12 protein-coding genes are annotated in these 13,101 nt (G+C 45.1%); 9 read left to right on the plus strand and 3 right to left on the minus strand.

The window, feature by feature from the left end; genetic code table 11:
* Window positions 1-45 precede the first annotated feature (45 nt).
* The 6 genes from F6K63_RS12110 (at window position 46) to ispE (ending at window position 6,576) form a co-directional block, all read left to right on the plus strand.
* Window positions 46-1,287, plus strand: coding sequence for a DUF3086 domain-containing protein (locus F6K63_RS12110; protein ID WP_287255865.1), 1,242 nt, complete (start codon window positions 46-48; stop codon window positions 1,285-1,287).
* 221 nt (window positions 1,288-1,508) lie between these two features.
* Window positions 1,509-2,180 carry a glycerol-3-phosphate 1-O-acyltransferase PlsY gene (gene plsY, locus F6K63_RS12115; RefSeq protein WP_287312230.1) on the plus strand — a complete coding sequence of 224 codons (672 nt, stop codon included), beginning with the start codon at window positions 1,509-1,511 and terminating at the stop codon, window positions 2,178-2,180.
* 860 nt (window positions 2,181-3,040) lie between these two features.
* Entirely contained in the window at window positions 3,041-3,406 is a 366-nt protein-coding gene (folB, locus tag F6K63_RS12120) for a dihydroneopterin aldolase (RefSeq protein WP_287312312.1), read from the plus strand.
* Window positions 3,407-3,443: 37 nt separating this feature from the next.
* The gene (locus tag F6K63_RS12125) at window positions 3,444-4,409 is read left to right on the plus strand and encodes a CBASS cGAMP-activated phospholipase (protein ID WP_287312231.1); all 966 of its coding nucleotides are present in this window, start codon (window positions 3,444-3,446) and stop codon (window positions 4,407-4,409) included.
* 399 nt (window positions 4,410-4,808) lie between these two features.
* Window positions 4,809-5,657, plus strand: a complete 849-nt coding sequence (rsmA, locus tag F6K63_RS12130) for a 16S rRNA (adenine(1518)-N(6)/adenine(1519)-N(6))-dimethyltransferase RsmA (protein WP_287312233.1) — start codon at window positions 4,809-4,811, stop codon at window positions 5,655-5,657.
* On the plus strand, window positions 5,626-6,576 hold the full coding sequence (ispE, locus tag F6K63_RS12135; protein WP_287312235.1) for a 4-(cytidine 5'-diphospho)-2-C-methyl-D-erythritol kinase: 951 nt from the start codon (window positions 5,626-5,628) through the stop codon (window positions 6,574-6,576). Before rsmA ends, ispE begins: the two co-directional genes overlap by 32 nt.
* Window positions 6,577-6,788: 212 nt before the next feature.
* Here ispE and mrdA read toward each other — a convergent pair whose 3' ends face one another.
* Entirely contained in the window at window positions 6,789-8,567 is a 1,779-nt protein-coding gene (gene mrdA / locus F6K63_RS12140; protein ID WP_008178460.1) for a penicillin-binding protein 2, read from the minus strand.
* A 375-nt stretch (window positions 8,568-8,942) separates the two neighbouring features.
* On the minus strand, window positions 8,943-9,071 hold the full coding sequence (locus F6K63_RS12145) for a hypothetical protein (protein WP_267871969.1): 129 nt from the start codon (window positions 9,069-9,071) through the stop codon (window positions 8,943-8,945).
* 36 nt (window positions 9,072-9,107) lie between these two features.
* Here F6K63_RS12145 and F6K63_RS12150 point away from each other — a divergent pair, with 36 nt between their 5' ends.
* The 3 genes from F6K63_RS12150 (at window position 9,108) to F6K63_RS12160 (ending at window position 12,799) form a co-directional block, all read left to right on the plus strand.
* Window positions 9,108-10,262, plus strand: a complete 1,155-nt coding sequence (locus F6K63_RS12150) for an ABC transporter ATP-binding protein (protein ID WP_008178464.1) — start codon at window positions 9,108-9,110, stop codon at window positions 10,260-10,262.
* Between the two features lie 221 nt (window positions 10,263-10,483).
* Entirely contained in the window at window positions 10,484-11,608 is a 1,125-nt protein-coding gene (locus F6K63_RS12155) for an ABC transporter substrate-binding protein (protein ID WP_287312237.1), read from the plus strand.
* Window positions 11,609-11,935: 327 nt separating this feature from the next.
* Window positions 11,936-12,799 carry an ABC transporter permease gene (locus F6K63_RS12160; protein WP_044492088.1) on the plus strand — a complete coding sequence of 288 codons (864 nt, stop codon included), beginning with the start codon at window positions 11,936-11,938 and terminating at the stop codon, window positions 12,797-12,799.
* A 2-nt stretch (window positions 12,800-12,801) separates the two neighbouring features.
* Here the strand turns inward: F6K63_RS12160 and F6K63_RS12165 are convergent, their stop codons facing one another.
* Window positions 12,802-12,942, minus strand: coding sequence for a hypothetical protein (locus F6K63_RS12165; RefSeq protein ID WP_287312239.1), 141 nt, complete (start codon window positions 12,940-12,942; stop codon window positions 12,802-12,804).
* Window positions 12,943-13,101: the final 159 nt, after the last annotated feature.

Genomic DNA, 13,101 nt, shown 5'->3' on the forward strand with positions numbered 1-13,101 from the left:
AGACGTTAGGTAGTTAGTGCATAAGTTATTAATAAACCAGTTTAAATGAATTCCGAAGACCCACAAAACCCAGAACAAGAGCAAGATAACAACCAAGCAGTTAAGGGATTAGATAATTCACAGGAGTCAAATTGGCCAGATCAGGATAGGGCTACTCCTAGGGATAACTCTCAAGCTCCCGACCTTCCTCCCATTTCTCTGACCCTATCAGACCATGACAAAGCTAAACCAACACAGTCGAATGAGCCGCTGCAGGAGGATAAAGTTAGTGAAATTCAACTAGGCCAGTCTTCAGATCAAGCCAAAAAAATGGCTAGCTTAGCTCAAACTGTGGCTGAACTGGAGCAAAAAGAACAGGAGTTGAGACAGAGAATTGCCGCTCTGCAAAACCATCAACAGTCACTGGTTTCAAAGGAATTGGGAAGCACCGAAGCAGTTGTAGAGCGGATGGTACTTGAAGGTCTGACCGAACTGGAGCAACGCAAGCAAAAGTTGCAAATTTCTATTGAGCAACTAGAACGCCGCCGGGAACGCATTCGTGAAGAAATGCGCACCAGTTTTGCGGGTGTATCTCAAGAGCTAGCCATTCGGGTTCAAGGCTTTAAAGATTATTTGGTTGGCTCTTTACAAGACCTAGCTGCTGCTGCTGAGCAACTGGAACTCTCCCAGCCACCAACCGAAGCACCACGGTCAGAATTAGAAGAAGCACCACCACCCCCGACCAGAGGCAACCCAAAATTTGCCGAACAAGCATTTAAAGAGGAAGTCCGACAGATTCGTCAGCTGTTGGATCAATATCGAAAAATGCCAGATTATTATGGTCCTCCCTGGCAACTGCGTCGTACCTTTGAGCCAATTCACGCTGAAAAAGTGTCTCAGTGGTTTTTTTCCCAAGGTGGTCGTGGTGCCCTCCAAACTATGGGGAGCCGCTTACAAAATGTTTTAATTGCCTCAGCGGTTATATCCGTGTTGCGGACACTGTATGACAATCGCCTAAGTACTCTTGTGCTGGCCAACACCCCAGAACGACTGGGAGAATGGCGTAGAGGATTACAGGACTGTCTCGGAATCTCCCGCAGTGATTTTGGTCCAGAACGGGGAGTTGTTCTATTTGAAGATCCAATAGCCCTGGTTCAAAAAGCGGAACGACTGATCAAACGGGATAAGTTAGCGTTAATCATTGTTGACGAAACCGAAGATAAGATCAGTCTCTCATTATTGCAATTTCCCCTATGGTTGGCTTTTGCACCTGATCCTCGGCAGATGTATACCTATGACGATTATTGAATTACTTAGTTTACTGGCTTGAATTTTAGCAAAACAGGCGCGAAACTGCTGCCAATCGGGAGGTTCAGCGAACTTAAAAATCGATGTAGTTGCTCCGACGGGGGTTTCCCCCACTTGCGCTTTACATCAAAACAGTTAGCAATGTTACAGCCGAGCTACCCGTCGCGGTGGTGATCGGGGAATTCTTGCCGGATCTTGTCACAATCTTCAACATGACACCAATGGTACTTAACTTAACTTGGAGTGGGCTACTAGTCATCTCAGCCTATTTATTAGGTTCCCTGCCTACTGGTTACCTAGCAGGACGCTGGCTTAAAGATATTGATATTCGCGAGCATGGCTCTGGATCAACTGGTGCCACCAATATATTGAGAACTGTGGGCAAAGGACCAGCAGTGGTGGTATTACTGATTGATGCCTTGAAAGGAGTAGCGGCTATTAGTCTAGTCAATGGCTTTTATACCCTGACAGACGTTTCCCTACTGCCTGAAACCTGGCAACCCTGGTTAGTGGCATTAGCTGCGTTTGCTGCTATCTTTGGTCATAGTAAATCCATTTGGCTAAACTTCACCGGAGGTAAATCCGTTGCCACCAGTATAGGTGTTATCCTGACCATGTCTTGGCCTGTAGGCTTAGGAACCGTAGGTGTATTTGCAGTAGTCTTGGCAATTTCTCGTATTGTCTCTCTCAGTTCCATTGCTGGTGCGATCGCTGTTTCCCTACTGATGTACCTTACCAAAGCTCCTCTTGCCTATGAGTTATTTGGTATTGCTGCTGGCATATATGTCATCATCCGTCACCGCAGTAACATTCAGCGTATAGTTAGAGGTACCGAACCCCAAATCGGTAAACCCCTTTCTCCAGCAGTATCCTTAGAGACTGGAACAGACTAAGACTATAAAACACAAGTCCCTGGTTATGGATTGCTTGAGTAGAAATCTAATAAAGGAGCGGACTGACGCAATGGTTGTATGCTAGGGGTTTACTTGAGACAACAATTCTGGTAGTAGACTCCAGCAATTCTGATTTTTAAACATTAGATTTGAAACGGGATTAGCCCAAAGTAGTAGCGCTAATCGCAATTTTTTCCCAAAAATTTGGGGTAATCGCGCCCCTAGAGACGCGCGCCTTAGAGAGGGTCGCCTTTAAGGTGGGTCGGTCTCGCGCAAAAAGGTTAAAACTTGATAATTAAGGCGACCCTCTCTTACGGTAACTTTAAATCCTTCTAGGACGGCTTTTGATTGAAACAAGAGAAAAAATCAATATTATACAAGAAGTTTGTTGTATAATATTGATCGGTACAGGCTGCAAAACCGTTGGCTCAGCCGGGAGAGAGACCCGTCACTGATTGACCATAAAAAAGTAATGCCTAGAGGGTAAGGAAAGTCCTCTTAAAAAACCTAATCGTCAATTAACAGTTGGCGTGTGAACCCAAAACAATCACTATGCACGATAAGCAAGGTACGGTGGGGCACACCGAAACCTGAGGAAAGGAAGAGAAACAGACTTTTTAAGGCACTTCCAATAAGTACTTAAACGCCTAAGAAGAACTGCCCTCTGGGTCTGTCGTGAATTGACTGGGAATTTGGTCTTGAACGGATTTGCCGGTTTTGTACTGTCCCATTTTTGGCAGAGTCAAAGATAGGAACTCGGCGGTTTAAGGCGGTTCGTTGATCTAGGAATCCCCGCTATGCGCAAGGCGGGGAGTGTCAAGTTGGTGATAGGAGATAGATGAGGGAAAACTTGACAAATGATGGACTGTATTAAACTAAGCAATATTCGCTGCTACGGCTACACTGGCTACCTACCCGAAGAACAGACCCTAGGACAGTGGTTTGAAGTAGACCTGACCATGTGGCTAGATCTAAGCCCTGCGGGAGAAAGTGATGACCTTAGGGATACCATGGATTATCGGCAAACTATTGATACTGTCAAGCATTTGGTTAAAACCTCAAAATGTGCCCTGATCGAAAAATTGGTAGTTAAAATTGCTAATGCGATCCTAGAATTCGATAAGGTGGAGCAAGTCCAGGTGCAGTTAAGCAAACCTGGTGCCCCCATTCCCGATTTTGGAGGTAAGATCACCCTGGAAGTGACTAGAACCCGTCACAATAGTTAGGAGGAATAATTCAACATCGTGGGTTTATAGGGGAATCATGACTTTTCGCATACTCAGCTTAGATGGCGGTGGTATTCGGGGCGTTATCGCAGCAGTAATCTTGGCAGAATTAGAGAAAGAGATTAACCAGCCCCTCAACAAGTATTTTGATTTAATTGCAGGTACCTCCACCGGTTCAATCTTGGCTGCCGGGATTGCCACTGGCATCCCCAGCCGAGAGATGATTAGACTTTATGAACAGAAAGGGGAAAGAATTTTCCGCTACACCAGCCGTTTTTCACTAAAGCGGCTGAAGGTTATCCTTAAGTATGGTCTTTCTGCTCCTAAACACTCCAATCAGGGGTTAATTGAGGTGATGAAAGAGCAGTTTGGAACGACCAAGCTGTCGGATATCTACGATTCACCTCGGCTGTTGATCACAGCCTACGACACTATGAGTCGCATGCCGATAATATTTAAAAGCTGGCGTGAAGACAAAGATTATTTCCATGTTCCCTTGTGGGAAGCCTGTGTCTGTTCCGCATCTGCCCCCACCTATTTTCCAGCCCATCAACTCAAGACTCAAAGCAAGACTTACTCAGCGATTGATGGTGGAGTTGGGGCGAATAATCCCTCAAGCTGTGCATTAGCTGAAGCGATCCGGTTAAATCATTCCCTTAAGGAAATTTCTATCATCTCGATTGGCACAGGAGAATCCAACCGCCCCATTCCTTGGGAAAAAGCTAGAGGCTGGGGATTGGGACAATGGGGATGGCAAGGACGATTGATTGAAGTGCTATTTGATGCTCCTTCTGACATTCACCGGTATATTACCAAAGAGTTGATCGGTAGCTTAGAATCTGAGGATGCAACAGTTTCTCGTTACCTGCGTCTACAACCGCAAATCACTAATGACACAATGGATGATGCGACTCGGAGCAATATTGCCCAGTTAAAGCGTGTTGCCAAGAATTACGCCTGGCAAAACCAAGGTTTGTTCCAGAACTTCCTGGAAATAAATTGATGAACCTTTGAGCTCCTGTTCGTCGGTTTACTACTGATAATTCAAGGAACTTGCTTACTTGTTACTGGTTAATTAAACACTAACATTTATGGGATAAACCTGATTAGACGTGATGTAAGCAGTCAGCAGTCAGCAGTCAGCCGTTGGCCGTTGGCAAAGCTAATTGAGGTGCTTTCCGTAACTCAGCATTATTCCAATGCTTACCTCTTTTATTCTAAAGACGTAACTCAGCATTATTCCAATGCTTACCTCTTTTATTATTAACGGTTTCCTACTCAATAAGCTTGCCCATAGCCCATAAGCTGAGAGCTGAGAGCTGATAGCTGTTGGCGTAGCCTGCGCGTAGGGCATATGCTTAACAATTGGGTACTGAATTGAGAAATGCTATAAAATTGGGCAATGACCTTAAAAGCTCGTAAAAAATTTGCTCAACATTGGCTGCGTAGCGAGGAGGCACTGAACCAAATCGTGACAGCTGCTAATTTACAAAAAAGCGATCGCATTCTAGAAATTGGTCCGGGTACTGGCATTCTTACCCAGCGCTTACTGCCTTTTGTTCAGTCTGTAGTGGCCGTAGAAATTGATCGAGACTTGTGCCGATTATTAGTTAAAAAACTCGGTAAAATAGATAATTTTTTACTGCTGCAAGGGGACTTTCTATCCCTAGAATTAGATACCTTGTTAGCTAACTTTTCCAATTTCCAAAAACCTAATAAAGTGGTTGCCAATATCCCCTATAATATTACCGGTCCGATTCTGGAAAAGTTACTAGGTACCATTACTCAGCCAGCTGTGCCAGGGTTTGATTTAATCGTGCTGCTAGTGCAAAAAGAAGTAGCTCAGCGGTTATATGCCAAACCCAGTTCTAGACAATTCGGGGCATTATCAGTGCGGGTGCAGTATCTCGCCGAATGTGAATTGATTTGCGATGTACCTGGGTCGGCCTTCTCTCCTCCCCCCAAGGTCGATTCCGCTGTCGTGCGGTTACATCCGAGCCTAGCCGAACCACCAGCTTCTGACCCCAGATGCTTAGAGACACTATTGAAACTGGGCTTTGGCAGCAAACGTAAAATGTTGCGCAATAATTTAAAATCTGTAATTGAACGCGATCGCATCACCCAATTGCTGGAACAATTAGAAATAAGCCCTCAAGCCCGAGCCGAAGACCTTAGTGTTGCTCAATGGATAGCCCTAGCCAATCAGATCACCATAAAGAATGCATTCATACTCCCTAAATGCCCCAGCTAAAATCAATCTGTATTTGGAAATCCTCGGTGATGCGGGTGATGGTTATCACGAACTCGCAATGATTCTCCAAAGCATCGAATTAGCTGATCAAATCGACATCCGTGCCATTGGTACACAGGAGATTAAAGTCCACTGTCATCATCCCGAAGTGCCAACGGATGAAAGCAACCTCGCTTATAAAGCAGCTGCCTTGATGTGGGAGGAGTTTCCTGAGTATTTTGCTAACTTGGGCGGTGTAGAAATTACTATCCACAAGCGAATTCCTGTAGCCGCTGGACTAGCTGGTGGCTCCACGGATGCAGCGGCTGTGTTAGTAGGAATCGATATGTTGTGGCAATTGGGATTAACCCACCCGGAATTAGAACAATTGGCAGCACAGCTTGGATCGGATGTGCCGTTTTGCCTTGCTGGTGGCACTGCTCTAGCTCTGGGCAGAGGTGAACGGCTGTCTGCCCTACCGGGACTGGATTCTCTATATGTCGTCTTGGGGAAATACCGCAGTCTGATGGTTTCTACTGCTTGGGCTTATCAGACTTATCGGGCTCAGTTTGGGGAAACCTATATCCGGGAGCTTGAGGACTTAGAATCCCGTGCTAATCGTTTTCATAGTGGTCCGATGGTTAAGGAAATCCTCAATAAGGATGGGGGAAAGATAGGAAAACTATTGCGCAATGATTTAGAGAAAGTGGTGTTACCCAATCACCCCCAAGTCTTGGAACTACGGAAAGCCTTTGAGAATAGCGGTGCCATAGGAACCATGATGTCTGGTTCCGGTCCGACGGTATTTGCCCTGTGCGAGTCCCAGGAGCAAGCCCAGGAAATTCAACAGAAAGTAAGCATTGATATTACTGACCCAGATTTGGAATTTTGGGTGACCAAGTTATCGACTCAGGGAATTCAGATAATGTCAACACCTTGAGTCAAGTCGCTTCGCTCCAATTCAAAATTATAAATTCAAAATTCAAAAATACCCCAGGAATTAATTCGGGGGTTTGAAACATCGCTTCGCTCCAATTCAAAAATAGGGGCTTGTATCCGGTGTCAACAATTCAAAATTATCAAGCTATTCATTTTGAATTCAAAAATGGTGGTTAGTCCTGATTCAAAAGTGACTAACCAGAGTTTCAATCACTAATTATGCTTGAAATAAGCCTCCATCACCTGGCGCACAATCGGTCCTGCCACTGAACCTCCACCGCCGCCGGAATGTTCCACAAAAGCAACAACCGCAATCTCGGGTTTATCATAGGGTGCAAAACCACCAAACCAAGCATGAGCTTTGCCAGGAGGAGCCTCTGCTGTTCCACTCTTACCAGCGGCAGGAGGTAACTCTGGCACCCTCAATGCCGCTCCTGTTCCCCCAGTAACCACAGCTCGCAATCCTCGGCGCAGGGTTTGAATCGTTGATGGCTTCATATTTATGGACACTCGCCCTTTGATGGCATCCTGATTGTTCTTGAGCAAGTGAGGTTTAACCCGATAGCCGCCATTGGCAACTACAGAAAACATCACTGAGGATTGTAAGGGTGTTCCTAGGGTAAACCCTTGACCAATAGACATATTTATGGTATCTCCCACGGTCCATCCCCAATTGTAGTTTTTCCGCTTCCAGGCATCATCCACTATCAAACCACGGGATTCCCCAGATAACTCAATACCAGTTTTTTCACCAAAGCCATATCTACGAGCCCATTCAATCAGGGTTTTCCCCCCAACCCCTCGACCGATTTGACCAAAGAAGGTGTTACTGCTCCAAGCCATAGCACCCACAAATCCCATTGGACCAAATCCGGCTCGGTTCCACTCCCCAAAGGCATGACCACCCACATAAAGGTAAGGATAAGTCTGTAAAACAGTTCTGGGAGAATACCGACCAGATTCCATACCCGCCGAAGCCGTGACTACCTTAAATGTACTGGCTGGAGGAAACCCTCGCATTGCCCGGTTGATAAACGGATTCCCTCTGCCTTGTAGCTTTCGCCAGGTTTCTGAGGTGATGCGAGTCGAGAAAATATTCGGGTCAAAGGTTGGACGAGAAACCATTGCGAGGACAGCACCGGTGTTGGGGTCTATAGCCACGACTGCCCCTTTGCGATCGCCTAATGCTGCCTCGGCTGCCTTCTGCACGTCTAGATCGATGCTTATATGGATAGGTTTACCCGGTTTTGCCTGTTTCTGACCCAGAACCCTGACGACTCGTCCAGCACCATCAACTTCTACTTGCTGACCGCCCCATTCTCCCCGTAGCAGATGCTCATAGGACTTCTCCACCCCCATTTTGCCAACCACATCACCGAGGCGGTAGCCGTCCGCTTTACGCCGTTGCAGCTCTTCATAGTCTAACTCTCCAGTATAACCTAGAACATGAGCCGATAGCTTCCCATGGGGATAGTACCGCACTGCATCAATATCCACCTCTATCCCCTGTAATTCATTGCTGTACTCAGCCAAGGCAGTAACTTGAGCGGGAGTAACACCACGGGCAATCCGAAGTAGGTAAGGAGAGTTATAGCCCGCTTGTTCCAGACGCTTTTGAATCTCAGCGTCTGGTATCTTCAAAATTTGGGACAGGCGTTTGCGAGTTTGGGGCCATTGCTCCTGCCTAAGAACCATCGGCCATACAAATACCGAGTGAGACAACCGATAGCTAGCTAATACTCTTCCCTTACGGTCAAAAATATTGCCCCGTATAGGGGGCTTGGGAATCAGACGAATCCGATTATTTTCTGCCAGCTTTTGGTTGCGTTCCCCTTGAACTAGCTGTAAATAAGCTAAACGGGAACCAATTCCCCCCAGCAAGAATAGGCTCATCAGTACCATAATCACTACGGATTGGTATTTGCGTCCGACAGTGCGGGAATTAGATCGATATACTGCAAATGGAGATAAGGAAGGCTGAATTAATGTCATCGTGAGAGGTCTGAGAATGGGGAATCGGACTTGGAGAACACGGGATTGGGCAATTAAGGCGAATAGTCACCTGATCAATGCAGTAACCTATTGGCTTGGATTCCCAATACGTCCCCCTTTTCAATTAAGAATTAAGGATTGACAATTGACAACAAAACAACAGGACTCACGCCCCAAGCTTGTCGGTTAAAACTGGATATGGGGTTTACGGTGACCGGGTGTAGTGAGCAAAATTGGAACATGCCCGATTAATTGCCCACACCGGTTAGCCTACAGCCGCCCCAAATCCTTGATTAAGGAGGCTCTGATTTGCCCCTGTTCAATAGCTCTTACCATTAGCCTAATATCTCCTAGTCAAGCCTAATACCCAGCAATTTACTTCCGCACCTCAGCTACTGGATCAGTGCAGATCTGTTTAGCTACTGCAGGAGTATTTTTAGGTTCGAGGATAAAATAAACCCAAGGAGAGAAACCGTGTTGCACAGATGCAGACAGACGAGGCATGACTCTGGGGGCATCACTACTGCTGAAATAACCACCATGTTTCAAACGACTGTTAAAGAACCACGTCCGACTGCTACGACTACAGCTAAACTTGATGTTGAACTCCGCAAGGTTTTTAAAGTGTTCGACACCGAGACCGTTGTCCGTGGTGTTGACTTAAGTATCCGTCAAGGAGAATTTTTTAGCATTCTTGGTCCGTCTGGCTGTGGCAAAACTACAACCTTGCGTTTAGTAGCAGGATTTGAGATGCCTTCAGCTGGGGAAGTAATGATTCAGGGACGCTCGATGAATCATATTCCACCACACCGCCGACCTGTCAATACGGTCTTTCAAAGTTATGCTCTATTCAATCACCTGAGTGTATCCGAAAATATTGCCTTCGGTCTACGGCTAAAAAAGCTACCCTCATTGGAGGTTGAGGAACGAGTCAAAGCAGCCCTCAAACAAGTGAAACTAGAGGGATTGGCGAATCGGTATCCCCCTCAACTGTCTGGGGGTCAACAGCAACGAGTGGCATTGGCCCGAGCGTTAGTTAATCGACCAGCGGTACTGTTGTTGGATGAACCCTTGGGAGCCCTAGATTTCAAGCTACGCAAACAGATGCAGGTGGAACTTTCAAATCTCCATCAAGACCTGGGGTTAACCTTTGTGATGGTGACCCACGACCAAGACGAAGCCATGAGTCTTTCTGACCGTATCGCTGTGATGCGTGCAGGTAAAATTGAGCAAGTTGGTTCCCCCAGAGAAATCTATGAAAATCCTCGGACAACCTTTGTGGCGGACTTTATCGGTGATACCAATTTATTTAAAGGTCGTCTGCAACGGTCCGATGCCGACTCACTCGAAATTACCACCAAGACTGGTATCAAGATTGTGGTTGAGTCTCCATCCGTTAGAGAAGTCCTGGATAATTCTAATCCTCAGGATATTGTAGTAGGTGTACGACCAGAGAAAATTCGCCTGAGTCTTTCCCCGCCAACAGTAACAACAACTACTACTACTATGAATTGCTTTGAAGGACGTCTCAAACACGCGATGTACCTGGGTACTCATATTCAATGTGTGGTGGAGTTACTCAGTGGCGACTGTCTCAGAGTCATACTGGCCAACACCAATAACAAGTTACCAGACCCTAACACGACAATTTATGCTCGTTGGGCACCCACGGATTGTCGCGTGTTGGCGGAATAATTTAAAGATTTCGGTAGTTTTTGAGCCTAGTTTGCTGGCAAAATAGTGCTCAGGAAAGCCAGATATTTTTAGTTGTTTACTAAATCAATTTTGGTGGATTAATTATCCTATCCATTTTGGGGTAATGGGTAATCGGTAATCGGTTTTGAATAACTTTATTAAACCTACCCTACTTCGGACGCCTGGGCAACAACAAACCTCAACCTTAAACCTTTTCAATCGTGCTTTCTAAGGATCGACAATCATTCCTAAAACGCCCTACAAGGCGCAACTTTTTACAGCTAGCCACTGTCGCTACCCTATCAGGTCTAACCCTGTCTGGATGTGGCTGGACTCTAGCTAAGGTGAAACCAACACCTCCTTCACCAGGTGACAGAAATAAACTATTTATCTACACTTGGACTAACTATACCGATGATGAGCTACTAGACCGCTTTACCGAAATAACTGGAATCAAAGCTTTAGTCGATGTCTTTGATTCCAACGAAGCTATGCTTGCTCGACTTCAGGCTTCTGGGGGCGGAGCCTATAGCATTATCTACCCGTCTGACTACATGGTGCGGAAGATGGTTGAGTTGGATCTGTTGCTCAAACTGGACTTTGAACGCATCATCGGAATGAATCGACTTTTTTCTAAGTTCCTCAATCCTATATATGACCCCAACAATTTGCACAGTATTCCTCTGAGCTGGGGAACAACGGGTTTGATTTACAACTCCAAAAAACTATCTAAAGTACCGGAGGATTGGAGCTATCTTTGGCAATATAAAGACAAATTATCGAGACGGATGACTTTGCTCAACGATGTGCGAGAAGTGATGGGTGCCACTTTGAAAATGTTGGGTTACTCGTACAACTCTACCAATCCCCAGGAGATTAAAAAAGCCTATGAAACGTTGGTGCAGTTAAAACCAAGTATTGCTTCATTTTCTTCTGATGCTTGGCGATCGCAAATTCTGAGTGGGGATTTATGGATTGCGATGTGTTACTCCTCGGATGCTGCTGAAATCATGGCAGAAAACCCAGATTTGCAGTATGTGCTACCGAAAAGCGGTTCTTCCTTGTGGACCGATACCTTGGCAATTCCTAAAACAGCTCCCAATCTTGAGGGTGCCTACGCTTGGATTAACTTTATGTTAGAAGCAGATGTTGCTGCTCAAATTTGTGAACGCTTGAGCTTCGCCACACCAAACCAAAAAGCCTTTAAGCTATTGTCCCGTGAAATCCAAGAGGATCAAAGTTTGTTTCCAGAATCATCAGCGTTAGAACGTTGTGAAGGTCTTGCACCTGTTGACGAAGTTAGCGAACTTTATGACCGCTACTGGACTAAGTTGACCAGTGGTTAGGAGTTAGGAATTAGCCCTTTTTAACACCCTAAAGTTTAGGAAACTAGTACGGAACGGCAGAAATAAACATACCATTCAAAATACCTCTAAAAAAGAGCGTAACGCTATTGATAATTGCTATAGATAACAAATAACATTCCAAGAATTAGAGTGATAAAATCCTAAAGAATCAAGCACATTTTGAATAGTTTTCAATTTATATATCAAATATACCATTTTTATTAAAAAATGGTATATATCTTGGAATAATGACTAATAACTAATGACTAATAACTAATGATAAATAACACTGAAAGCGTTACTGATAACATTGCTGAGTCCCCAGTTATGCAAGATAAGAGACACTTACGATGGCAGTGGTTAGAACCCCTAGGATTGCTCAGTCCAGCAGGTATATGGTTAGCTTTGTTGTTGGTGCTGCCAACCCTAGTCATTTTTGAACTAAGTTTGGTACCCAACATTAGACCAGGAGATGTGGTCAATCCCTCTGGTATTGATAATTATTTGCGGGTATTTGATCCAGTAATCTTGCAAGTGATAGGGCGATCGCTTTTTTTGGCCATGGGAACCACTGTGATTTGTCTTCTGCTAGGATTTCCTGTGGCTTATTGGATTGCTCAGCTAGCACCCAAGCGGTGGCAAAATTTACTGCTGCTTGGTTTTATCTTACCGTTGTGGACATCTTCTCTACTGCGTTCTTATGCCTGGATTACCATTCTGCGACCGACTGGGGTTCTCAATACAGTCCTGACTAGTCTTGGACTACCAGGGTTGGATTTGCTCAATCGTAGTGCTGCTGTATTGATTGCCATGGCTTACAGCTTTCTGCCATATATGGTGTTGATTCTCTATGCGTCTATAGAAAAATTAGACAAACGTTTGTTAGAAGCGGCGGCAGATTTAGGGGCAAATCCCTATCAAACGTTTTGGAAGGTAACCGTACCCCAAACTCTACCAGGAATTGCTGCAGGTTCTTTGCTGGTATTTATCTCTGGATTAGGGGATTTTGTTAATCCGGAATTGCTAGGGGGAGCATCGAGTATGACTGGAGCAAGATTGATTTATAACCAGTTTTTAGGAGCTACTCAAAACTGGGGATTTGGGTCAGCTTTGAGTATGATGTTAATTTTGGTGGTGAGTATAGCGATCGCACTTTTGATTAAGTATGGTGATCCAAAAGCACAGCCCTAGCACTATAGTAAAGGGAGTAGGGAGTAGGGAGTAGGGAGTAGGGAGTAGGGAGTAGGGAGTAGGGAGTAGGGAGTAGGGAGTAGGGAGTAGGGAGTAGGGAGTAGGGAGTAGGGAGTAGAGAAATTCGGATCAACAATTCTCACAATTCCTACAGGGATCCCTATCAAAAGAAAATGTTTGCATTCATAAAAATGGAAAATTTTAACTATAAACTTAAAATTAATTAACAAGTAACAAGTAACAAGTAACAAGTAACAAGTAACAAGTAACAAGTAACAAGTAACAAGTAACAAGTAACAATT

The sequence above is a fragment of the Moorena sp. SIO1G6 genome (assembly GCF_010672795.1).
In the GTDB taxonomy this organism is placed as follows: Bacteria; Cyanobacteriota; Cyanobacteriia; order Cyanobacteriales; family Coleofasciculaceae; genus Moorena; species Moorena producens.

Bases quoted from the DNA above. Each gene is read 5' to 3' on its own strand.
- F6K63_RS12145 (WP_267871969.1), bottom strand. From the start codon at position 9,071: ATGCCTCGTCTGTCTGCATCTGTGCAACACGGTTTCTCTCCTTGGGTT.
- F6K63_RS12125 (WP_287312231.1), top strand. From the start codon at position 3,444: ATGACTTTTCGCATACTCAGCTTAGATGGCGGTGGTATTCGGGGCGTT.
- F6K63_RS12150 (WP_008178464.1), top strand. From the start codon at position 9,108: ATGTTTCAAACGACTGTTAAAGAACCACGTCCGACTGCTACGACTACA.
- rsmA (WP_287312233.1), top strand. From the start codon at position 4,809: ATGACCTTAAAAGCTCGTAAAAAATTTGCTCAACATTGGCTGCGTAGC.
- plsY (WP_287312230.1), top strand. From the start codon at position 1,509: ATGGTACTTAACTTAACTTGGAGTGGGCTACTAGTCATCTCAGCCTAT.
- F6K63_RS12110 (WP_287255865.1), top strand. From the start codon at position 46: ATGAATTCCGAAGACCCACAAAACCCAGAACAAGAGCAAGATAACAAC.
- F6K63_RS12160 (WP_044492088.1), top strand. From the start codon at position 11,936: ATGCAAGATAAGAGACACTTACGATGGCAGTGGTTAGAACCCCTAGGA.
- mrdA (WP_008178460.1), bottom strand. From the start codon at position 8,567: ATGACATTAATTCAGCCTTCCTTATCTCCATTTGCAGTATATCGATCT.
- ispE (WP_287312235.1), top strand. From the start codon at position 5,626: ATGCATTCATACTCCCTAAATGCCCCAGCTAAAATCAATCTGTATTTG.
- folB (WP_287312312.1), top strand. From the start codon at position 3,041: ATGGACTGTATTAAACTAAGCAATATTCGCTGCTACGGCTACACTGGC.